The following is a 22,705-nucleotide window of genomic DNA, read 5'->3' on the forward strand; positions in this document are numbered from 1 at the left end:
GTCGGCCCGTTTTTTAAGGCAGGACAAGGAATGGAACAAAACATGTCCAATATAAAGCGGCTCAGCAACCCCACGGCCTATGCATTCTCTGTTGTCGGCTTCATCGCATTGATGCTTTTGGTATTCGGGTCTGTATATTATGCAACCGTGGCAGTGGAATACCAATGGCGCTGGTTTAAAATCCCCAAATATTTCATGTACCAGGAGGCCATCACCCTTTATGTGGAAGCGGATGGAGAAATAGAGTCCATCGTACCTAACAAGGACAAGTTTGATATTGTCATCACAGACGAGGATGGGCAAAAGACATTTACCGTTCCGGCCGGCTCCTTTGACTGGGACGAAGGGGACTCAATTTCTCCGGGTGATATCATTGCCCAGTACACGGGGGATTGGAAACCGGGGCTCATGGCGAAGGGCCTTTGGGTCACCTTGAAGATCAGTTTTATCTCCACAATTTTTGGCATTCTTCTGGGAATCATCGGGGGGGTTGCCAGGGTGTCGAACACCCCGTTCTTGAAGTGGTCTGCCATCACCTATGTTGAGATCATCCGGGGGTCACCCCTGCTGGTCCAGATCATGATTTTTTATTTTGTTCTGGGAACCACCATGAACAAAATATTGATGATGAACGGGATACCAAAGCTCCCGTCGGAATGGTACGGTATTATGGCCTTGTCCATTTTCACCGGCGCCTATGTGGTTGAAATTGTCAGGGCGGGGATTGAAGCCATTCATCCCGGACAGGTGGAAGCTGCCAGGTCTGCCGGCATGGGCTATTTTCAATGTATGTTTTACATTATTCTTCCCCAGGCATTAAAGACGATTTTACCCCCCCTGGCCGGTCAATTTATCAATTTAATTAAAGATTCATCCTTGTTGGGTATGATTTCCATCCGGGAATTGACAAAAGCAACCCGTGAAGGGATTACCACAAGCCTTCAGACCTTTGAATTGTGGATTTTATGTGCAATTCTCTACCTGCTCATGACCTTTACGCTTTCCATGTTTGTTCAGTATCTGGAAAGGAGGACAGCCCAAAAATGATTGAAATCAACAATATTTCGAAGACCTTTTATGTTCCCCACGAGGTCCGTGCCCTGGTGAATGTTTCAAACAAGATAGAAGCAGGGGAAGTGGTAGTGGTCATTGGGCCTTCGGGTTCCGGGAAGAGCACATTCCTGCGATGCCTGAACCGTTTGGAAACAGCAGACCACGGCCAAATTCTGGTGGACGGGGTTGATATCTTTGATCCTAAAACCAATATTAATCGAGTAAGAGCGGAAATGGGAATGGTCTTCCAGTCTTTTAATCTTTTTCCACACCAGACGATTTTGGGCAATGTCTGCCTGGCCCAGCAGCTGGTCCGGAAACGGGGCAAGCGAGAACGGGAAGAAAAGGCCATGATGCTCCTTAAAAAGGTGGGGATTGCTGAAAAAGCCCATGCCCATCCCTCCAATCTTTCCGGTGGCCAGCAGCAGCGGGTGGCCATTGCACGGGCCCTTGCCATGGATCCCAAGATCATGCTCTTTGACGAACCCACCTCCGCTCTGGATCCGGAAATGATCGGCGAGGTTCTGGATGTCATGAAAACCCTGGCAAAGGAAGGAATGACCATGGTCTGTGTGACCCATGAAATGGGATTTGCCCGGGAGGTGGCCGATCGGGTGATTTTCATGGACGAGGGTATGGTCGTTGAAGAGGGCACACCTGAACATTTTTTTACCGCCCCCAGCCACGCCCGAACCAAGCTGTTCTTAAAACAGATACTTTAAAGCAGCTTATTTTTTTAATGAATACAACAGGCCCTGGCTGGAACTATTTCCGAGCAGGGCTTTTTTCTTTAAGGAGTACTGCAAATGACAACAACCTATACCATCCATCCCATTGTCATGGGAACCAAGGTGTTTGATAAAAGCTATATGACCTATCAATACGGCCAGGGAGAGTCTTACACCATCCCTATTTTTACCTGGCTGATCAAGGGGGGGGACCAGACAATTCTGGTGGATACCGGCGAAATGAGCCCCATCCAGTCCCAGGACAGGGAAAAAGCCATCGGAGGGAAAATTTATACCTTTGAACAGGGCCTGGAAGCCCACGGGCTTGTGCCTTCAGACATTGATATTGTCATCCATACCCATCTTCACATGGACCATTGTGAAAATGACTATAAATGTGAAAATGCCTTGTTTTATATCCATGAGCAGGAACTTGAATCTATCCACAATCCCCATCCCCTGGATTACCGGTATTTATCAGACTATATCGACGATATTGAGGAGAACGGGCAGATCAGGGTCATCACAAAAGATAGGGAGATAGTGGACGGTATCCGGGTGATGAATACCCCGGTCCATACAAAAGGCGGCCTCACTGTCTTTATCAACACCCAAAAAGGTCTTGCCGCCATCACAGGCTTTTGTGTCATCGACGAAAATTATAATCCTCCCCCTGAAATCCGGGGGATGGAAATGAACCTGATCCCGCCGGGTACCGTTGTGGATGCCTATTCAGCCTACGATATAATGGAAAGAGTCCAACGAGAGGCCGATATCCTCATCCCCCTCCACGAACCCCGATTTGCTGCCATAAATAGTATCGGATAATTTTTCAAACCCTTCCTGATCCTTTTCCCAAAAGGACTGGAAGGGTTTTTCCCCAGCCATACAGATCCTCGTTTTTACCTGTTAAAACAGGGTATGGATTTTTTTAATTTTTTTTCTTTGTGCCACAATGTGGCATGTGATATACTGGTATCAATTTTACCTTCTTGGTGGACGGAGGTGGATGGGATTAACAAGCAAAGAACAAAAATTACCTATACTTTCTGGATGAATTCGCTGAAGACTGGATTACGAAAATTGGATCAATTGCTTCGCCCTGCTATTCCAAACCAAGGTTGTAATAAAGCAAAGGCATTTTTTTAGTTTAAATTTTGTCCATGATTTGGGGCAAATAATGCTTTCAATCAACTTCAAAGGAGATAACTTATGCCCAGTGATAAATCCATTAAACCCATTAAAATTCAAAAGCAGATCCCTTCCTCGGAAAGGACCCTGTGCGAAGCAACTGCTCAGATGCTGGACAAGGCACGCCGGGACGGGGTGTCACTTGCCCTTGACCGGGGGACTGAGATGAAACCCTGTCCCATCGGAGTGGAGTCTGCCTGTTGCAAACACTGCTACATGGGCCCCTGTCGCCTGAACCCGAGAGACCCCTATAAAAAAGTCGGGGTCTGCGGCGCTACCATTGATACCATACAGGCCCGTAACTTTGCCCGGAATGTGGCCACGGGCACTGCTTCCCATAGCGACCACGGCATGCATATTTTAAAATTGTTTAAGGACATCATCGACGGTCATGTCAAGGATTTTACCATCAAGGACACCATCAAGCTTGAACGGGTGGCAAAATCCGTGGGGATAGACGTTGAGGGCAAAGAAGTCTATGCAGTGGCCAAGGAACTCTATGTTGAATTGGAAAAAACTTTTTCCAATGTGGAGGGAGAAATGCCCTTTACCCGACGGGCCCCAAAGGCAACCCTGGAACAATGGCGAAAGGGCGGTATCGTGCCCAGGGGTGCCATGCGGGAGGTCATGGAACTGATGAGCCGGACCCATATCGGATGCGACCAGGATTATAAAAATCTCACCAAGCAGATCAGTCGGACCGCTCTTGCAGATGGGTGGGGCGGTTCCATGGTGGCAACGGAATTGTCCGACATCATGTTTGGCACGCCCTCTCCCACCGCGGCAGATGTCAACATGGGGGTTCTCAAGGAAGACCATGTCAACATTATTGTCCATGGCCACGAACCGGCCATGTTTGAAGGGATACTGGCAGCGGTGTCAGACCCGTTTTACATTGAAGAGGCCAAGACCAAAGGCGCTGCGGGAATCAATCTGGTGGGCATGTGCTGTTCAGGGGCGGAGATGATGTCCCGCCACGGGATTCCCCATGCCGGTAATTTCAGCTCCACCGAAGCGGTCATTGTAACCGGGGCTGTGGATGCCATGGTTGTGGATATTCAGTGCATCAAACAGGGACTGGCCTCTGTGGCCAAATGCTACGATACCCATTTGATCACCACCAATCCCAGGTGCCACATTGAAGGGGCCACCCATATTGAGTTTGAAGAACGGGATCCAAAGACCTGCACCGACCAGATTCTGACCAAGGCCATTACCCGATTCGGTTCCAGAAGCATGCCCGTTGAAATTCCCAAACAGATCCAAAAAGGGGTCCACGGATTTTCCCATGAATACATCGAATACATGTTGGGCGGTACCTTCAGGGGGTCCTATTCTCCCCTGAACGAAAACATTATCAACGGCAGAATCCGGGGAGTTGCAGGGGTTGTGGGCTGTACCAACCCCAAGGTCAAACAGGACTCCTTCCATGTGGCCCTGGTCCGGGAGCTGATCCGAAATGATGTGCTGGTTCTCCAGACCGGGTGCTCCCAGATAGCGCTTGCCAAGGCAGGGTTTTTAACTCCGGAAGCGGCTGTTCTGGCAGGTCCGGGTCTTGCTGAGGTCTGCGAAACAGTGGGCATGCCCCCGGTCCTGGGACTGGGCTCCTGTGTGGACAACACCCGGATTCTCATTGCGGCCTCGGCCATGGTGGAAGCCGGCGGCCTTGGCAAGAGCATTGCCGACCTTCCCGTTGCCGGTTGTGCTCCGGAATGGATGAGTGAAAAAGCGTTGGCCATTGGTCAGTACTTTGTGTCTTCCGGCGTATACACGGTCTTTGGCATTGGGTTCCCCTCCATTAAGGGAACAAAATTCCATGACCTTTTGTTTAATGGGCTCGAAGAACAGGGGTATGGAAAATGGGGAACCGCAGCCGATCCCATTGAACTCGCCCGCATGATGATTGCCCATATTGACAAAAAACGAAAAGAACTGGGCATTGATAAAACAAGGGAAAGAACCCTTTTTGACATGTCCAACAGGCGGGAGATTGCCTGATCAATTCCTAACCCAGCCAGGCCTCTGCCTGGCTGGGTTTCCTACCCCCCCCCCATTATCCCGGCGTATCCTAAGGGAGTGAAACAAAAAAATTGACAACAAATAGGAGAATAATATATTAATGATCAGACAAACAATAAAACACTGGAGATACAATGGGTCGAAAAAGCATATCACATATCCGCAAACCTGAAATCTTGAGGCACACTTACAAGGTGGTGGAAGAAGAAGGATTCATGGGCATGACCATTGGCAAAGTTGCCACCCGAATGGGGGTAAATTCAGGGCTTTTGATCCACTATTTTAAAAGCAAGGAAGGGCTGATAATGGAAATGGTGGATTATCTCTATGACTCTTCCATGACCGTCTACCTTGAAGAACTAAAAAAATACACCACCCCCAAAGAAAGGCTTGAAGGCCTTCTGGATATGGTCTTTGATACCAGTGGCACCATGCCCCAGCGGGATGCGGTTTTCTGGTCCTGTTACGCCATGGGTTTCAGAAACGAGCAGATCAAGGTCAAAATAAAAGGCTTGATGAAAAGGTTCATTGATTTTGGCATTGCTGAAATGGCGGCCTGGGAAGAAAAGGGTCTTGTCAAAATAGCCCATAAAGAAAGGGCCGCTGAAACCATTTTGGCACTTTCCGAAGGCTTTGGTATTCTAAGGAACTCAGTCGATGACATGGCCACCCTAAAAGAAATTTCTCTTTTCATGAAAAAAACTGCGTTAACGGCATTGGAAATTCAAAACACCCCCCAATAAACCACCAATACTTTTCCAGGACCCTGATTTTTATAAAAGAAGCGCCACTGACAGGGAAACAACAGAAAAGAGTGTGGAGAGCATAATAGCGGATGATGCAAGCTCGGTGTCGGAATTTAATTGGGCGGACAGAATATAGATGGCCGTGGAAGTCGGGAGACAAAAAAAGATCATTCCCGTTTTAAAGGGAATGCCGGTCACACAAAAAATCTTTAGCAGTATAAATCCCACCACAGGCAGCACCAGCAATTTAAAACAAGCGGCAACAAGAGATGCCCTTGTGTGGAAGGCAATCCCCTTAAAACTCAAGGTGCCGCCAATGGAAATCAATGCCAGGGGCAGGGTGATGGATGTCATCAGGCCAAAGGTATTGTTCATTGCCCTGGGGAAGACAAAACCAGATTTTGAAACCAAAATTCCTGCCACACATCCCAGGATCAATGGGTTGGAAAGAAGGGCTCTGGCAAAAAAAATGAGTTTCTGCTTGGTGTTAAGGTTCTGGTCTGAATGCCAGATTAAAACACAAACCGCCAAAACATTGATCAAGGGAATGACAAACCCCACCAAAATGCCAAAATGCCTGACCCCTTCCTCCCCTAAGGTATTCATGACAATGGCCATCCCGATATAGGTATTAAACCGATAACAGGCCTGGGAGAAAGAGCCGGCCTGGAACCCGGGCATTTGACTTTTATGAATAAAAGCCAGGCTTAGACTAAACACCAAAACAACTGCTAAAATGCCTGCCAGACAGAGCCCAAGACTGAACCCCGTACTGCCGCTTGAATTACCTATTTTCCAGAACAGCATGGCAGGAAAAAATATATAATAGACCAGCTTATCGGCTGTTTTTAAAAAGGATTCATTGGTGATCTGGGTAAGTCTCAACCCACAGCCCAGCAAAAGAAGGACAAACAACGGGAGTATGGTATCCAGGATAATCATGGTCTGTTCTTCCTAAGTTAATCCTAGGGTTAATCCCAAGGTTAATATTGACAAGCCCTGTCTACAATTTACCCAGGGATTCAAAGAATTCGACTATACACAGGGTTGTTGGTTTATTTCAATACCCAAAAGTATTTTTATGGAAAGGAATATTTTACTTGACCCTTATCTGATATCTGATGTATCAGATAAGACAATGGGATTCCGTTTATTGACGGGGGCCCTCTGATAGCATATATTAGAAAGGTTATTAACAGAACATGGAAACCAAGGGGCCCCATAAAAAATGAAGACCCAGCTAAATGTCATATCATTGCGAGAGCAGGTATATGAATACCTGAGAAATGAAATGACCACCGGCAGCATGACGGGAGGTTCCACCATTAATCTCAATAAGATTGCAGAACAACTGGGTATCAGCAAAACCCCCCTGAGGGATGCATTGATTCACCTTGAGATAGAAGGATTTGTCACCATCCTTCCCAGAAGGGGCGTGATGGTCAATGCCCTTGAGTTAACTGATGTAAAAAATGCCTATGAGGCAATTGGCATCATTGAGGCCTCTATTATCCTGGATTGTTTTGATCGAATAACCCCCTCCCATATATCCCGGTTGGAGGAACTCAATGAACGGATGATCAAAGATGTTAATAATAATGATTTTTCACAGTTGTTTCAAACAAACCTGGCCTTTCACACTGTTTTTAATACGCTTTCTAACAATCCGCTTTTCAATAAATTCATGCTCCCCATTAAACATAGGTTGTACGATTTTCAGGGCCAGAGTTATATCCGTGACTGGGAACTGAAAAATTGTGAAGAGCATTTACGCTTTATTAATTTTTTAAAACAGGGAAATCCCCAGCAAGCCGCTGTGATCTTAAAGGATTTTCACTGGTCTTATTCTGTCCATGAAGCCTTTATCAAACAATTTTATGCCATGACAGAACAAAATTGAGTATTTTATCGCACCCATTTATTTATTATTTTTAAAAAGGAAATCCCATGAATGTACTGGTAATAAACACGGGCAGTTCTTCATTAAAATATCAGCTATTTGATATGGACACCCAAAGTGTCCTGGCCGGTGGCCTTGTGGAAAGGATTGGAGAAACACAAGGAATCCTGACCCATAAAGACTTCTCCCAGGGCAAAGAACAGAAAACAAAAAAGACACAGCCTATCCCAAACCACCAGGAAGCCATGATGCTTGTGGCGGATCTTCTCACCCAGAAAATTGATGCCGTCGGACATCGCGTGGTCCAGGGGGGAGAGGCCTTCAAGGCAGCCACCCGGATCAATGAGACGGTTAAAAAGGCCATCCAGGCCAACATTCCCCTGGCCCCCCTGCACACCCCTAACTTTGTCGGGATTCAGCTGGCGGAAGCGCTTTTTCCCGGTAAACCCCAGGTGGCCGTATTTGACACCAATTTTCACCAGACTATTCCTCCAAAAGCCTTTCTTTACGCCCTTCCCTATGAATACTATACAAATTATAAAATCCGCAAATACGGCTTCCACGGAACCTCCCACAAATATATCGCCAACAAAACCGCGGAGCTTATGGGCAAAAACCCCAGGGAGGTGAACCTGATCACGTTGCACTTGGGCAATGGCTGTTCCATTTGTGCCATTAAACAAGGGAAATGTCAGGATACCTCCATGGGCATGACCCCCCTTGCCGGGGTGATGATGGGAACCAGGTCCGGTGACCTGGACCCGGCTATTTTTGGATATCTGATGAACAACACCGGCATGACCCAGATGGAAATAGACGAAGTTCTGAACAAACGAAGCGGGCTATTGGGCATATGCGGCCTCAATGATTTACGGGATATCCATGCCAAGGCGTCCCAGGGTGACAAGTTGGCCAGCCTGGCGGTTGAAATGTTTGCCTACCAGATCAAAAAATATATTGGGGCCTATGCAGCTGTACTCGGCCATGTGGATGGATTGGTTTTTACCGCCGGTGTTGGGGAAAATGACAGCATCGTCCGGGCAAAAGCCCTGGCAGGCCTTTCGGTTTTAGGCATTGAAATTGACCCGGATAAAAATGATGTCAGGTCCCCGGATCCCCGAAGGATTCACGGGACCAACAGCCGGATCCAGGTATGGGTGGTGCCCACCAATGAGGAACTCCAGATTGCAACGGAAACCTGCCAGGTGTTGGAAGACTCAACTGGTCATTAACAACAAAAAACCTGATTTTCGGTTTGACTCAAAAACCGGCTGCCCCTGTCGGTGATAAGAATCACACTTTCAATCCCCGCTGCAAAACGGTCCTTGAAGATGAACTTGGGTTCCACAGCGAAAACCATTCCCGGTTTAAGCTGTGTGGACCTGCCCTTTGCCAGGATTGGATTCTCCACCAATTCCAGACCAATTCCATGGCCCACAAACCGGGATTTCAAATGAGGCAGCCCCAGATATTCATTTGCATACCCCATTTTTGCCGCCGCCTTTACAGCGGAATTAAAAATTTCCCCCATCACGGCACCGGGTTTCATGGCTTCCTGGATAAAATTAAGTAATTCCAAGGCGGCTAAACTTGCAGCCATGGCAGCGGGTTCCATCTTTCCGATAACAAACATCCTGGATTCATCCATATGGTACCCCTTGACCATGGTGCCCAAATCAATGAGAATGGGCTCATTTTCCCGGATTAGCTTGGGCCCTGCCCCAAAGGGATAGGCCGTGCAGGTGCCGGTACCGCAGACCGGTGAATCCAGCGCACCCGCCAGGCCTCCGGTTTCTCCGCTCATCAGATGAAAAGAAAAGCCTTCTGACCGATAATGGCGCATCTGGAGTTTGCCCGAATGACCCTGGCACCGGGCAAAGGCTTCTATTCTCCCGCAAAATTCCATTTCCGAAACCCCGGGGGTCAGATTTTTTGTCATAAAATCAAAGGTTTTTTTGGAAACCCCTGCAGCCGATTCCATCTGTTGGATTTCATAGGTCGATTTGATCTGGCGGCAGGCTTCAATCAAAGGGGTGCCATCCAGAATCTCCGTTTTGTTGAAAAGGCCCTGGTAGAATTGATAATCCCTGATCGGTACCACATCAAAGGCCAGTCCCATGGTGGATGGAAGCCTTTGATGGGCAAAAACTATCCCATCGGGGATCTGCGTGACAGACAAGATGGGAAGGACGTCCTTTATGGCTGTCTCAAGAATAGCCCTGGGCAGATAGCGTTTGACAAAGAGCAGGGGAGCCTTGTCCAGGCAAACATATAGATAGCAGTCCTGGGCCGTACCGGAAAAATAATAAATATCTGGCCTATGGGTCACAAAAAGAGCCTGGACACCCGCCGCTTCCATATGGATTTTCAAGGTGTTGATCCGGGAAAGGATTTCAGGCACCGGGGTGATGTCCAAGGTTAGGTCAGGATTCATGGGAAAAAAATACACGAATTGTCCCTATTTTACAACGGTTTTACAACAAAAACCATACAACAATGATATATCTTTTGCCAAGCCCCTTCACACCAAAGGTATGAAAACCCGTGAAGAAAAAATTGACTTACCCCGGTCAAACTTTGTAAAAGATGAGTTTAATCATGCAAGAGAAAGGAGTTGTTCATGGCCCTGCCCTGGAAAGTTATTGATCGATTCATTACCCAAACGGAAGGCACCCTGGAACTTCGCCAGCGGGGTAAACGAGACTTTATCATCACCCTTGGCACCCAGGTGCTCATGAACTCCATGGCCCAGCGCTCGGAGGTCGCCCTGGGAAATTTTGGGGTCAAGCCTCTGGCAAACCACCTGGCCCCACGGGTTCTTATGGGAGGTATGGGAATGGGTATCACCCTCAGGGCAGTACTGGATTCCCTGGCCAAAACAGCAGAGATCGTGGTCTGGGAACTCAATCCGAAAATCTGCCAATGGTGCCAAGGACCGCTTTCAGATCTAACCAATGGTGCCGTTTTCGACCCCCGGGTTCGTCTTGAAATCGGAGATGTTGTCCACGGCATACACCATGCGTCCCAAAAGGGCGGCAATGAGCGGTTTGATGCCATTATCTTGGACCTCTACCGCGGCCCCCATTCCCGCACGGACAAACGAGAGGACCCCGTATACGGGAGCCGCGCCATAACACGTGCCCACCGTGCCCTAAATCCCGGAGGAACCTTTGCTGTCTGGGGGGAAGACCATGACAAAGGATTCATGACCCGCCTTGCCAAGGCTGGATTTTCCGCTGAGTTTAAGCGGGCCGGCAAAGGCGGTTATTCCCATGCTGTTTTTTTGGCAACAAAGAAGAAAACATAGAACGGCTGAATAATGCCGGGGCGAAATCCTCAGACCTGGGCAAGCATGAATTCCACAACACCTGCAAGAAAGGACCGTTGAAAACCTGCAAACTTTTCTTTTTTTGTCAATGCCAGGCCATTTTTTGTCAGTGCAGCCCCTTGATGCACACGGCCCATGGGCGAAATTTAATCACTTTGATGAAATAGAATCAATCAATCTGTTTGAAATATAAGAAGCATCCGTCCTTTTTTCCATTTTTTTGGGGAGGGCTTTGATAAAAACACTTGATCACTACAATTTTAACCGTTCTGGCATGGAAAATGAATACATAATTAAAAAAGGGGAAATTTGGAATCAAATGATTATACCGAAAAAAAGAACAAAAAATCCGGCGTATCCGGGTGCATATTCTCCAATTTGCCCACAGTATCCCTCGATTTATTCACAATCCTCTGCTATACTTTTTTTATTAAATATAATGACGGTTCAAAAAAAGGATAGGAAGGTGACGAATAAATACGGTTTTACCCTTTTGGAGTTAATGATTGTCATCGCTATTGTGGGCATACTTTCCGCAATCGCCATTCCCAACTGGATCACATGGAGAACCAATGCCCAGTTTAACGGCGCGGTCGACACCCTTGCGGGTGATTTGGCAGTGGCAAAGCAGTCCGCCATCCAGAACAATGCAACCGTCGTCGTCAATTTCACGGCCAACGGGTACACGGTTGTTAATAACAGTGGGGGAACACTAAGGAATAGAACCTTTGAGGGCGGGGTGGCCATCGATCTTGCTGCCTCAACATTATTGGCGGGTAATCTTCTCCAGTTCGATGGGAAGGGAAGATGTCCCACAATAATTGAGAGGAAGGCTGTGATAACCCGGGGCGGCGATCAAAGTTCCGTTTCTGTTAACCGGCTTGGCCACATTACCATTCCTTAAGCCCGATCATAGGAGAGCACATAGATGAAAAAGCCAAAATTTACGATTCCCCTATCAAAAAATACGAAGGGATTCAGCTTAATAGAAGTCATCATGGCAATGGGCATCATGTCTGTCGGCCTTCTGGCGGTGGCCGCAATGCAGATCTCCACTGTCAGGAACAACAAAACCGGCAACACATTTACCCAGGCCACAGCCCTGGCCCGGTCACAGATGGAGGTCATTAAAAACGGGGACATTACCAGCGGCACTGACATCCTGAACGGCGTATTGAACACAGAAATCTTTGACCCCGGCAATCCAATGGATGAAAACGAAGCGCCCGGCGGTATCTACACCCGGTCCTGGACAATAGAGCCCTATTATGATGACACCGATGGTACCATTGGTATCGATCCACTTACAGATACAGTCAGTAGCTTTGCCAGAACGGTCACCGTCACCGTCTCCTTTCCATTTGTGGGCAGAGGGACAAGAACGGTTAGCTTATCTGCGGTCACAACCGGGGGGGGGTTATGATGCCACACCACACACGGCAAAGGGGTACAACCAACCGTTTATCCAACACCGGGTTTACCCTGATCGAACTGCTGATTGCCATCGCAATAAGTTCCATTGTGATGACGGCGGTCGTCTCGGTGTACACCGCCCTTACAAGGTCCTACACCACGGAAACCGTGCGGGCCAGTACACAGCAGGACATTCGCTCGGCCATCACATTGATGGCCCAGGATATACGCCTTGCCAGCCTGGACCCGTTGGGCACCATCGGAAACTGTTTTCCAGTGACCACTGCAAATGCCATCGGGTTCATTGCCGACCTGGACTACGATGGTGCCGTAACACTGGGCAATAATGAGCAAATCGACTATTTTCTCAACGGGACCCAACTCATACAGCGGCTGGACAATGATGTGACCACAGACGCGGTGCTCATGGACAACGTGACGGCCCTGAATTTTACCTATGATGACCCGGCTGATCCCGCCACAATCGTCATCAACATGATTGTTGTGGCGCCGGCAGGCCGCGATGGCACTGTCACAAGAGAATTGACCGAACGGGTGAGGCTTAGAAACCAATGATTGCCAGGCCAAGAGAGGAGACCATGGATATTTTCCTGATCAAAAAAACGGTGAACAACGAAGACGGCATGGTGATGATTTTTGCTCTGATGGTGCTGATGATATTGACCATTTCCGGTGTTGCCGCTATCAACATATCAAACAATGAGACCACCATCGTCAGGAATGAACAGCTTTCCTCCTCAGAATTCTACCAGGCAGAAAGCGGGATCAATGACGCCCGCATTAATTTTGTCGACTGGCTGACCAATGCATTTTTGGTCCTTCCGGAAACCGTGGCATTTGCAACATTTGACTCCATTTCAAGCGATGCAAATGGTAATCCCGTGGCAACCATCCAGGTCCGGTGCATTGAAGGAACAAATACCCCGGTTTTCGATACAAATATATCTACCCCCGTAATCGATCCCGGCAGTGTGGCGGATGTGATGCCGACCATGCCCCACAAGGGAAATCCGCCGGTAGGATCGGGATACAGCATTAAAAATTTCGAAGTCCGCCGTTACAGCATCACCTCAACATCCAATGCCGGCAACACCGTTGTCCAGGCTGGGGTTTGGAAAACGTTTAACAAGTATTAAACACATAATTAGTTATATTATGGAAGGATACAACATGAAGAGACATTTTTTCATACTCACCTTGATAATAATGGTGATGGCGCCGGCAATTTTGCTTTATGCAGATGACACCTCTATCTACGGAAGCGGAAGCATTTCCGTGGAGCCCAACATTCTCATCATTTTTGATACATCGGGCAGCATGTCCACCGAAGATGTTCCCTCGGAGTATTATAATCCCAGCACCACCTATTCAGGTCCCTATACGACCAACAAAGTTTACCAGTTGTACGACAGACGCTGGTATTCCTTTATCAGCGATGTGGATAACATTTCTTGTACCGCTATCAAAGATACACTTAAAACAGAGGGGCTGACCAGAGCGCGGATATATAGTAGCACTGCCTGCGGTGGGTACAGCAGATCCCTTTATTTGGGAAATTATCGAAATTATGAAACCGGTGAAGGCAGTGTTAAGAACTCTAGAATCGATGTGGCCAAGGCGGTTATCGCAAACCTGATACAAGATACCGAGGATGTAAAATTCGGGTTGATGCGGTTCAATTATAAGCAAGGTGGCCGGGTGGTCAAGGCGATTCAATCCGTCACCGGAAATGAAACTTACAAAACTGAACTGGTGGCGGCAGTGAACGGCTTGCCAGCCAGCGGTTATACGCCCCTTGCCGAAACCCTGGCCGAGGCAGGGCTTTATTATGCTGGAGATAAAAGCTGGTTTAATGAAAAAGGTGATTACACAGATGATCTTTTGACCACCTCGGATACCTATGTCAGCCCCATGGATTACCGGTGTCAAAAAAACTATATCATCCTGATGACCGACGGGGATCCCACCGAGGACAATGATTGGAAACTGAAAGATGGGCTTTATATCAACGGCGACAAAATTGGTGATTATGACAATGACGGAAATTCAGGGGATTCAACTTCGGACTACAGCTCGGATTATCTGGACGATGTGGCCCAATACCTTTATACCAATGACTGCAACCCGGGACTTGGGACAGGAGATATCTCCTTTGAAAGGCAGAATATTATCACCTACACCATTGGGTTTCAAACCGACCAGCAGCTCCTTGAAGATACGGCTCAAAACGGTGGAGGATCCTACTACAATACCAGCAGCATCTCCGGGTTATCCGAGGCTTTTACATCCATCTTAAGTAAGATAAAAGAAGTCAATGCCTCCTATGTCTCCCCGGTGATCCCGGTCAGCAATATGAACCAGACATATGCCGGAAATGATCTGTATCTGGGGTTTTTCATGCCGGGCGAGAAGGGCAGATGGTCAGGGAACGTCAAAAAATTCGGGCTTGGCTCGGATGGTGAGATTCTTGATGCCGATGGGGTTGCGGCCACCAATACAAACGGCAAGATCAAAGACAACGCCCGATCCTATTGGTCCGACATAGCCGACGGACCGGATGTCACCGAAGGGGGGCTGGGTGAAGTACTCCAGGGCAATTCAAGCCGAACCCTTTATACCTATCTTGGAACAAACGCTGATCTTACCGATACCACCAATCTTTTTTCCACATCCAATTCAGATTTGACCTTTACGGAACTTGGGGTCACGGATAACATTAAAAAAGACACGGTCATTACCGATATCATTGCGCTGGAAAGTGACTGGAAAATGGGAGATGTCCTCCACTCCCAACCCGTGGTGGTCGGCTATGACACAGACAATGATGGTTTTTCAAACGAGTCCTATATCTTTGTCGGTACCAACAGAGGTCCCATGCATGCCTTTAAGGACAGTGACGGCAGTGAGGTGTGGGGCTTTATCCCCCGGGAACAGCTCAGCCGACTCCAATTGCTCTCGGACAACATCGATGACCACGACTACTATGTGGATGCCCCCCCCATCGTCTACGATGATGGCACAAACAAGACCCTGTTTTTCGGGGAACGCCGTGGGGGACACAATTACTACGCACTTGACATCACCAACCCTGCCGTCCCCACTTTCAAATACACCGTTGGTCAGGATATTCTGGCGTTAGCCGATTCCAACATTGACGGTGATGTGGATGGGACAGATGCAAACCTTGGACAGTCATGGAGTTCTCCCTCGGTACATAAGATCAAGACAGGGACAACCACCTCTGAATCCGTATTCCTCATAGCCGGGGGATATGATGAGAAACAGGACGAGGATGCACCGGTTGGCAATGATACTAAAGGCAAAGCCGTCTTTACCATCGATATTACAGACGGCTCATTGAGCGCCCTGAATTTCAATGCCGTCAATTCGGGTATGACCCATTGTATAACCGATGCCACGGGGTTTGACTCGGATGAAGATACCTATACGGACCGGGTATATGCCGGAGATCTGAACGGAAACATGTGGGCATTTGAAGATGAAGATGTTGACGCGACCGATTCCATCATCGGCGGTGACGGCACCTGGACCGGCCGAAAATTATTTTCTGCCGGCGGGCGCAAAATTTTCTACTCTCCCGACATTTTGCTTGAAGAGGGGGAGGACATGATATTTTTCGGCACCGGTGATCGGGCCGATCCCGAGGAAACCGGTGTGGTCAACAGAATATACGCCATTCGAAACAACTGGGAAAATGCAACTACATTTACAACATTGACGGAATCCGATCTAGTGAATGTCACCGACAATCTGATTCAGCTGGGAACCGATATCCAAAAAGAAGCAACAGCAGTCTCATTGGAAAACAGCAGAGGATGGTTCTTCGAGTTGGAGAATCCCGGTGAGAAAATCATATCTTCGGTTATTGTTTATAACGGTGTCCTGTATTTTACAACATATGAACCCGAACCCGCCGATGCCCCTGATCTCGTTGATCCCTGCGCCCAGGCTGGCGGACTCGGCATATCCAGATTTTATGCGGTTGATTATTTAACCGGTGGGGCAGTGCAAGACTATGATGAATCGACAGATGAAACTGATGGAGAGGGAAAAACTGTGACCTATGGCAAACGAGACCGTAGCAAGGTTATCGGAAGCTCCATTGCATCCTCACCCGTCGTTGCTGTTTTTGCTTCGGGTGCGGTTATCTATGTTGGCGTTGAAGGCGGTATTGAAACAATAGACCCGGTTGAAGATTTGAGCATGAACCGCTTCTATTGGCGCCAGGCACTTTAAAAAAAAGGAATAATTATGAAATTTACCAAAAAAATTACCGTTTTCATGGTGGTAGCGGCAGTCATCATAATGGGTACCGGGTATTTGGGCCTCCCTGATATTTATGCACAAACAAAAGACGCCAAACCATTTTCAGGTATTGTCATCGACCCTCAAGAGGCCAATCCCTTTACCCTCGTTGCAACTATTATGGAAATCAATCAAGGTGGTCCCAATATTGTTGTGGCTGAAAAAATCATTTTAATCACTGAGTATTCCTATTTAAATGAGATACGTCGGACAAAACTGATTGACACCCATGGCAATACCATTGATATCTCAGATCTGGAAATTGGACAACGGGTGATTGTCGATGGGATTGAGTTGTCCAATAAATCCCTTGTTGGCGAACAGATCCAGGTAAAACCAAAAAAATAGGACCTGCAAACGGAATATCCTATGTTTAATTAAAGGCGGGCTGTTAATCCAGGCCGTCTTTAATTTTCCGGAAAATAGACAAAAAAAAAGAGACTGTCCTTGTAAAAACCGCTCATACCATCTGGCGGCAATGGGTTTCCCGGGTAAACAAAAGGAGCAAACCCGACAAAAGAACCCACCCCATCATGGGAATGAACCCAAGCTCATAGGCATCCAGGGAATAGACCCTTACCCCCTCCAGCATCTGGCCGGTCCAATGCCTGTCCAGGATCAGCCCCACCAGGGGCTGGAGCAGCATGGGACCCATCATTACCCCCATATTGGTCAGGCCGGACACGGTTCCGGACAGGGAGGGGGGAACCGATTCCCTGGCAAAGGCAAAGCTTAGGATAATGCAGCCTGAAAAAAACCCCGTCCCAAAGAGAATCATGGCAAGTAGCCAGAAGGTGAGGCTTTCCCAAAACAGGATCAATGACCATCCCAGACAGGCCCCCATATTGCCGATAATATATAGGGGTTTGCGTTTTCCCAGAGAATCGGACAGCCATCCGAAAAAAGGGGATCCCAGGGCCCAGCCCACCAGCAAAATAGAAGATAGGGCAGCTGCCCTGGCCGGGCTCAGTTGATGATGGAATATTAAATAGGGCACCCCCCAGAGTCCGGAAAAGGTAAGAATACACCCCACGATTCCACCGGGGATAATAAACAACAGCCAGGTGTTCCGGTATTCAAGCACCGTTAAAAGGCCCTGGTAAATATTGCTCCAGGACAAAGGGATTTTCGTGGGTATTTTTTCTGTGAATCCCGGGTATCCTTTTTCCTGGGGCCAATCCCTGACAGCAAACCAGATCAGCCCCCCCCAGGCCAAGGGTCATCACACCAGTGACGCCAATAACCTTTCGTCAATGGAAGGTGTCCATGAGAAACCTTAAAGGAAGGCCGGCGGTAACCGCACCAATGAGACCGATGGACAGGGCATTGCCCGCGACAAAGACATAGAAACGTTGAGGAAACCAGGAAGAGGAAAGTTTGAGGACCCCTACAAACGACACGGCTACAGATCCGCCAATGAGCAGTCGGCCAAGTCCGGCCCAAAAAAAACGGGGGACAGGGCAAAAAGAAGGGTTTCCAGGCCTGCCACAAGACATCCGGCAGTGAGAAGTTTTCTAGGTCCCAGGGTGTCGGCCAGAATCCCCGTGGGAATCTGCATGGCCACATAGGCATAAAAATACAGGCCGGATAAATGTCCCAGGCCCGAAGCCGAGATATGAAAATCTTGCATCAGTTCCCGGGTCATAACTCCGGGGGCCACCCGCTGGAAAAATCCAACCAGATAAAAAAGGGCCCCCAGACCCCAGATAAACCAGGCCAACCCCATGGGCGGTCCAGTCAATTGATTTGTTTTCATTGGTATATATCCTTTGTTCGAGAATCTCTATCCAGGAATCTATCTCATAGGGCAGGCATTGAATCAAGCAATAATACAAAGCGGCTCCAATAGGCTGCCATGAGAATACAAAGCCCATGCCTCCCAGTTTTTTCTTGACACACCCGGGAGGGAATGTGTATTTTTTAAAAATGTTTCAAAAGTGAGATCAAATAGTTGCCCCAATGATTTTTTTAAAATAACGATATAAACAAACAGGAACACCATGTGGAAGAACTCCGGAAACGATTCGCCCCATAAGGCACACATTCTGATTGTTGACGATGAGACTGCCATCCTAAGCATGTTTCAAAGGGCAATGAAGGTTGCCGGCCACGATTGTACTGTGGCCCCTGACGGGAAATCAGCCCTTGCCCTGCTTTCCAAGATACCCTTTGATGTTGTCATCACGGATATCAATATGCCGGAAATGAGCGGGATTGAACTGGCCACGCAAATTCTCACCCATTTTTTTGCAGATGTCATTGTCATGACGGGCCAGGCAAGGGGGTATCAATACGATGAAATTATCAATATCGGAGCCAGCGATTTTGTTGAAAAACCCTTTTCAATCCAGGAAATCATATTGAGAATCCGGCGGGTCTTGCGGGAGCGCCGTCTGAAGGAAGAAACCAAAAACGCCCATGAAGAACTCAAGGAGGCCTATGTGGACTCCATACACCGCCTGGTCATGGCTTCGGAATTTAAAGATGAAGATACAGGGGACCATATCGTCCGGATCGGGGACTATTCTGCTTTGATCAGCCAAAAACTCAATCAATCCGATCAATTTATCGAAACCATCGGCTTTGCTGCTCCCATGCACGATGTCGGGAAAATCGGAATTCCAGACAAAATTTTATTGAAGCCTGGGAAACTCACTACAGATGAGTTTAATGTTGTGAAGCGTCATACCCTTATCGGTGCAAAACTTTTGTCCCGGTCAAAGTCCAGGATACTTCAAATGGCAGAGGAAATTGCCCTGTGCCACCATGAAAAATTTAACGGAAAAGGGTATCCAAATGGGCTTTCAGGAGAAAAAATTCCCCTCTCCGGGAGAATCGTGGCCATTGCAGATACCTTTGATGCTTTGACTTCCAAGCGGCCCTATAAAGATCCTTATCCCCCTGAAATGGTCCATGACATTATCCGAAGGGAAAAGGGGGCTCATTTTGACCCGGATATCACCGATATTTTTTTGGAAAATTTTGATACCTTTGTAAAAATCAGGAATGAATCCGGATTCCTGGATCAAGTAAGCCTGAAAAAATTCAAGCTCAGTGAAAGAGATCAAATCTGTATCCAGACATGAAAGGCAAAGCCCCTGTTTCCTGATCACAACAGATATCTGGTATAATCATCCCGGACAATCTGTCTCATCTTTTCGTTTGACAATTAACGAGAAAACCTTAATATTTGGTCATAATTTTTTTAACCCAAGGAGATATATATGGCAGACTTAACCGCTTTAATGGAAACGAGCAAGGGAACGATTCGCATCAAATTATTTGCAGATCTTACCCCTTTTACCTGTGGCAATTTTGTAAATCTTGCCCAAAGAGAATATTATAATGGCCTTAAATTCCATCGCGTCATCCCGGATTTTATGATCCAGGGCGGGTGTCCTTATGGAACCGGTATGGGGGGCCCCGGGTATGAATTTGAAGATGAATTCAAAAAAGACCTGAAACATGAAAAGGCCGGTATCCTGTCCATGGCCAATGCAGGACCCGGCACAAACGGCAGCCAGTTTTTCATCACCCATGGCGCAACTCCTCACCTTGACGGGATGCACACTGTTTTTGGTGCGGTTGAAACAGATGAGGACCAGAAAATTGTGGACAGCATTGCCCAGGGTGACATCATTGAAAAGATTACCATCCAGGGAAATGTTGGCGCCCTTTTAAAAAAGGTAAAACCCAAGGTGGATGAATGGAATAAAGTATTGAATAAATCTTTTCCAAAGCTTCCCAAAGCTTAGAGCGGACCATTGAAAAAAACAGGAAAAGGCCGGATTTAAGATTCAATCCGGCCTTTTTTTTGTCTTCTCTGAAATATAGGGCTATGACAAATTAAGATACAGGGGAATCACATGGAGAGAGGAGCTGTTTTCCTCTGTCTCTCCCAAACGCCAGCTTGATATGCTAAGACCGGAGGCTTCAATTTTGCTGACCATGCCTTTGATGTCAATCAGGGGGTGGCGTTGGAAAACGGTGGGAAGCCCATAGGTCAGATTGCAGACCAGGCATTTTCCGGGCCGCTGGATGAGATTAAAGGCCAGCACAATCCTGTCCGAGGCAACGCAGATACACTCCAACCGGATATCATAGGCACCATCTGAGGCATCCCCGTATAAAGCTTCAAAAAATTGATCGCTTTTTTCCGGGGGCAAAAGGGTGTCCAAAAAATCCTGGTTGGCTATTTTTTCTAAACCGGTCTGATTCATTATGATCACTAATCCTTATATCTGCTTAAGTATACATTATGAAATTCTTTTTTTATTAGACCTGCCCTATAAAATCAAGGGTTAAAAAAGATGGGCTGAATGGATCATCCATCCTTTGTTCAAACAGACGAGGGCTATCCCTCTGGGAATGGTCTATTTATTTTCTCTATTTTATGATAAAAATTTTTCATGAATCCAAAATTGTCCATCATTATTCCGGTGTACAGGGAATCTGCCTTTATATCGACAGCTCTTCACAGCATTTTGGATATGGATATTCCCATTCCCTTTGAAATTATCCTAGCCGACGGTGAATCGCCTCCCACAACCCTGACCCACCTTCGATTGGACAAAACCCTGTCTCAAACATATCCGATTAAATTGATATCCGCTTCCAAGGGCAGGGGGCCCCAGTTGAATGCCGGGGTAAAAGCAGCTGTTGGAGAATGGTTCTTGTTTCTCCATGTTGATACACGGATGGATCAAAAGGGAATGGACCTGATGATAAAAGTGTGGCAAACCCAAGTTGAACCTCTTTTTTGCGGTGCCTTTGATCTTCACATCGATTCTGGAAAAAAAATTTTCCGGATGATTGAAAAATTTGCCTCGGCCCGTTCACGGCTCACAAAAATTCCCTATGGAGACCAGGGAATTTTTATGTCCCGAAAATTGTTTGAAAAAATCAACGGATTTCCAGATGTCCCCATCATGGAAGATGTGGGGATCATGTCAAAAATAAAGAAGGAGGCGGTTAACCCTGTTTTCATCGCCCATCCCATTTCCACATCTGCAAGGCGGTGGCGAGATCAGGGTATTTTGTTTACCACTCTCAGGAACTGGGTACTCATCTGTCTATATATTCTTGGGGTCCCCCCCAGGGTGTTGGCAAAATATTACTAGATTGTTTTTTTTGAAATTGCTCAAGATCTTTCTGAGTATCGATATCTTGCAGGGCCGTTAGAATGCCAGTGGAAAGGCCGGCGGCGTTACATTTTTCAATGGTGGTTAAAAAAACCGAATCGGTTCCCCAGTCAACCTGAAGGAAAAGATCGGGGCAAAACCCATCCCTGTGAAATCCGATAAGCCAATATCCCCCGTCCAGGCTGGGGCCGATGACCACATCCTTTTTGTCAAGCAGATTTTGGGCTTCCAAAAGATGGCGGGCCTTTATCCCGGGAACATCCGTGCCCACCAGAATGGCTTTTTTGACTCCCTGGTCAAAGACCTGGGACAGCGCATTGCCCATGCGCAGTCCCAAATCATCCCCGAACTGGGGGATATAGGTATGATCCATCCCCAGCCAGTCTTCCACCAGCGCCTGTTTGTCCGCCGGGAAAAAACAGATCCTGTGATCCATACCTGAGCGTTCAACGGCCCACAGGGTCCTTTGTGCAAACGCTTTGTAAAAAATCAGGGCATTCTCCTCCCCGATCCCGCTGGCAAGACGGGTTTTTACCCGCCCTTTTTCAGGCGCCCTTAAAAAAATAATGACGGTATTTTTATTGTTCAGACGCAACCGGATACTCCATTTATTTCAAGGCATATATACTGCTGATAAACGATACACGTTTGTATCCCAACCGCTTGGCCCACATGGCCCTGTTATGGCTTCTGGTATTTCTAACGACCCACAGCATATCACAATCAGTTGGTTCTTGTCTTGCCCGGGAAGGGCGTCAAACTTTTTTTTTAAAGAATTTAATAAAATATTTCTGTTGATTGCTCTCCTTAAAACCGATAAATTGAATTACCTCCCTATT

Annotated in this window: 25 protein-coding genes; 17 read left to right on the forward strand and 8 right to left on the reverse strand. The window is 47.5% G+C overall.

Translation table 11 applies throughout. The features are described from left to right. Positions 1–30 precede the first annotated feature (30 nt). The 5 genes from ACZ45G_RS29735 (at position 31) to ACZ45G_RS29755 (ending at position 5,734) form a co-directional block, all read left to right on the forward strand. A complete protein-coding gene (locus ACZ45G_RS29735; protein ID WP_464174240.1) occupies positions 31–1,047 on the forward strand; it encodes an amino acid ABC transporter permease in 1,017 nt (338 codons plus the stop codon). Further along, on the forward strand, positions 1,044–1,775 hold the full coding sequence (locus ACZ45G_RS29740; protein WP_464174241.1) for an amino acid ABC transporter ATP-binding protein: 732 nt from the start codon (positions 1,044–1,046) through the stop codon (positions 1,773–1,775). The genes ACZ45G_RS29735 and ACZ45G_RS29740 overlap by 4 nt, the downstream gene beginning before the upstream one ends. 84 nt (positions 1,776–1,859) lie before the next feature. Continuing rightward, a complete protein-coding gene (locus ACZ45G_RS29745) occupies positions 1,860–2,609 on the forward strand; it encodes an N-acyl homoserine lactonase family protein (RefSeq protein WP_464174242.1) in 750 nt (249 codons plus the stop codon). Between the two features lie 384 nt (positions 2,610–2,993). Continuing rightward, a complete protein-coding gene (cooS, locus tag ACZ45G_RS29750) occupies positions 2,994–4,970 on the forward strand; it encodes an anaerobic carbon-monoxide dehydrogenase catalytic subunit (protein WP_464174244.1) in 1,977 nt (658 codons plus the stop codon). A gap of 155 nt (positions 4,971–5,125) precedes the next feature. Continuing rightward, positions 5,126–5,734 (forward strand): TetR/AcrR family transcriptional regulator, encoded by a 609-nt coding sequence (locus ACZ45G_RS29755; protein WP_464174245.1) that lies wholly within the window; start codon positions 5,126–5,128, stop codon positions 5,732–5,734. A 30-nt stretch (positions 5,735–5,764) separates the two neighbouring features. Here the strand turns inward: ACZ45G_RS29755 and ACZ45G_RS29760 are convergent, their stop codons facing one another. After that, positions 5,765–6,679 carry an AEC family transporter gene (locus ACZ45G_RS29760; RefSeq protein ID WP_464174247.1) on the reverse strand — a complete coding sequence of 305 codons (915 nt, stop codon included), beginning with the start codon at positions 6,677–6,679 and terminating at the stop codon, positions 5,765–5,767. Positions 6,680–6,965: 286 nt separating this feature from the next. Between ACZ45G_RS29760 and ACZ45G_RS29765 the strand changes: the two genes are divergently transcribed. Together ACZ45G_RS29765 and ACZ45G_RS29770 are read left to right on the forward strand one after the other, a co-directional pair. Further along, a complete protein-coding gene (locus ACZ45G_RS29765; protein ID WP_464174248.1) occupies positions 6,966–7,637 on the forward strand; it encodes a GntR family transcriptional regulator in 672 nt (223 codons plus the stop codon). 47 nt (positions 7,638–7,684) lie between these two features. Next, positions 7,685–8,869 carry an acetate/propionate family kinase gene (locus ACZ45G_RS29770; RefSeq protein ID WP_464174249.1) on the forward strand — a complete coding sequence of 395 codons (1,185 nt, stop codon included), beginning with the start codon at positions 7,685–7,687 and terminating at the stop codon, positions 8,867–8,869. Here the strand turns inward: ACZ45G_RS29770 and ACZ45G_RS29775 are convergent. Next, positions 8,866–10,086 (reverse strand): M24 family metallopeptidase, encoded by a 1,221-nt coding sequence (locus ACZ45G_RS29775; protein WP_464174250.1) that lies wholly within the window; start codon positions 10,084–10,086, stop codon positions 8,866–8,868. The two genes, ACZ45G_RS29770 and ACZ45G_RS29775, sit on opposite strands and share 4 nt — an antisense overlap. A 171-nt stretch (positions 10,087–10,257) precedes the next feature. Here ACZ45G_RS29775 and ACZ45G_RS29780 point away from each other — a divergent pair, with 171 nt between their 5' ends. Beyond that, entirely contained in the window at positions 10,258–10,944 is a 687-nt protein-coding gene (locus ACZ45G_RS29780; RefSeq protein ID WP_464174251.1) for a spermidine synthase, read from the forward strand. 29 nt (positions 10,945–10,973) lie between these two features. On the opposite strand, the gene ACZ45G_RS29785 is transcribed toward ACZ45G_RS29780, so the two are convergent. After that, positions 10,974–11,102, reverse strand: coding sequence for a hypothetical protein (locus ACZ45G_RS29785; RefSeq protein ID WP_464174252.1), 129 nt, complete (start codon positions 11,100–11,102; stop codon positions 10,974–10,976). A 329-nt stretch (positions 11,103–11,431) separates the two neighbouring features. Between ACZ45G_RS29785 and ACZ45G_RS29790 the strand changes: the two genes are divergently transcribed. Genes ACZ45G_RS29790 through ACZ45G_RS29815 form a run of 6 tightly spaced genes read left to right on the forward strand, consistent with a single transcriptional unit; the run spans position 11,432 to position 17,073 of the window. Then, a complete protein-coding gene (locus ACZ45G_RS29790; RefSeq protein ID WP_464174253.1) occupies positions 11,432–11,869 on the forward strand; it encodes a GspH/FimT family pseudopilin in 438 nt (145 codons plus the stop codon). A 24-nt stretch (positions 11,870–11,893) separates the two neighbouring features. After that, positions 11,894–12,388: a prepilin-type N-terminal cleavage/methylation domain-containing protein gene (locus ACZ45G_RS29795; protein ID WP_464174254.1), complete on the forward strand. Its 495-nt coding sequence runs from the start codon at positions 11,894–11,896 to the stop codon at positions 12,386–12,388. Beyond that, positions 12,385–12,954 (forward strand): PilW family protein, encoded by a 570-nt coding sequence (locus ACZ45G_RS29800; RefSeq protein ID WP_464174256.1) that lies wholly within the window; start codon positions 12,385–12,387, stop codon positions 12,952–12,954. The genes ACZ45G_RS29795 and ACZ45G_RS29800 overlap by 4 nt, the downstream gene beginning before the upstream one ends. Positions 12,955–12,977: 23 nt before the next feature. Next, positions 12,978–13,535 (forward strand): pilus assembly PilX family protein, encoded by a 558-nt coding sequence (locus ACZ45G_RS29805; protein WP_464174257.1) that lies wholly within the window; start codon positions 12,978–12,980, stop codon positions 13,533–13,535. Between the two features lie 34 nt (positions 13,536–13,569). Further along, positions 13,570–16,656: a pilus assembly protein gene (locus ACZ45G_RS29810; protein WP_464174258.1), complete on the forward strand. Its 3,087-nt coding sequence runs from the start codon at positions 13,570–13,572 to the stop codon at positions 16,654–16,656. Positions 16,657–16,671: 15 nt separating this feature from the next. Next, complete coding sequence (locus ACZ45G_RS29815; RefSeq protein ID WP_464174260.1) at positions 16,672–17,073, forward strand: hypothetical protein; 402 nt, start codon at positions 16,672–16,674, stop codon at positions 17,071–17,073. Positions 17,074–17,185: 112 nt separating this feature from the next. Here ACZ45G_RS29815 and ACZ45G_RS29820 read toward each other — a convergent pair whose 3' ends face one another. The 3 genes from ACZ45G_RS29820 to ACZ45G_RS29830 are packed head-to-tail and all read right to left on the reverse strand — an operon-like array spanning position 17,186 to position 18,481. Further along, complete coding sequence (locus ACZ45G_RS29820) at positions 17,186–17,941, reverse strand: MFS transporter (RefSeq protein WP_464174261.1); 756 nt, start codon at positions 17,939–17,941, stop codon at positions 17,186–17,188. A 34-nt stretch (positions 17,942–17,975) separates the two neighbouring features. Next, entirely contained in the window at positions 17,976–18,125 is a 150-nt protein-coding gene (locus tag ACZ45G_RS29825) for a hypothetical protein (protein WP_464174263.1), read from the reverse strand. 2 nt (positions 18,126–18,127) lie between these two features. Further along, entirely contained in the window at positions 18,128–18,481 is a 354-nt protein-coding gene (locus ACZ45G_RS29830; RefSeq protein ID WP_464174265.1) for an MFS transporter, read from the reverse strand. Between the two features lie 244 nt (positions 18,482–18,725). Here ACZ45G_RS29830 and ACZ45G_RS29835 point away from each other — a divergent pair, with 244 nt between their 5' ends. Together ACZ45G_RS29835 and ACZ45G_RS29840 are read left to right on the forward strand one after the other, a co-directional pair. Continuing rightward, positions 18,726–19,811 (forward strand): HD-GYP domain-containing protein, encoded by a 1,086-nt coding sequence (locus tag ACZ45G_RS29835; protein ID WP_464174266.1) that lies wholly within the window; start codon positions 18,726–18,728, stop codon positions 19,809–19,811. A 138-nt stretch (positions 19,812–19,949) separates the two neighbouring features. Continuing rightward, positions 19,950–20,480, forward strand: a complete 531-nt coding sequence (locus ACZ45G_RS29840) for a peptidylprolyl isomerase (protein ID WP_464174267.1) — start codon at positions 19,950–19,952, stop codon at positions 20,478–20,480. Between the two features lie 81 nt (positions 20,481–20,561). Here ACZ45G_RS29840 and ACZ45G_RS29845 read toward each other — a convergent pair whose 3' ends face one another. After that, positions 20,562–20,945 (reverse strand): pancreas/duodenum homeobox protein 1, encoded by a 384-nt coding sequence (locus ACZ45G_RS29845; RefSeq protein WP_464174268.1) that lies wholly within the window; start codon positions 20,943–20,945, stop codon positions 20,562–20,564. 189 nt (positions 20,946–21,134) lie between these two features. Here ACZ45G_RS29845 and ACZ45G_RS29850 point away from each other — a divergent pair, with 189 nt between their 5' ends. After that, entirely contained in the window at positions 21,135–21,845 is a 711-nt protein-coding gene (locus ACZ45G_RS29850; protein ID WP_464174269.1) for a TIGR04283 family arsenosugar biosynthesis glycosyltransferase, read from the forward strand. Here ACZ45G_RS29850 and ACZ45G_RS29855 read toward each other — a convergent pair. Then, a complete protein-coding gene (locus tag ACZ45G_RS29855; protein WP_464174270.1) occupies positions 21,790–22,461 on the reverse strand; it encodes a TIGR04282 family arsenosugar biosynthesis glycosyltransferase in 672 nt (223 codons plus the stop codon). The two genes, ACZ45G_RS29850 and ACZ45G_RS29855, sit on opposite strands and share 56 nt — an antisense overlap. Positions 22,462–22,705: the final 244 nt, after the last annotated feature.

It is taken from the genome of Desulfoconvexum algidum, assembly GCF_055382125.1.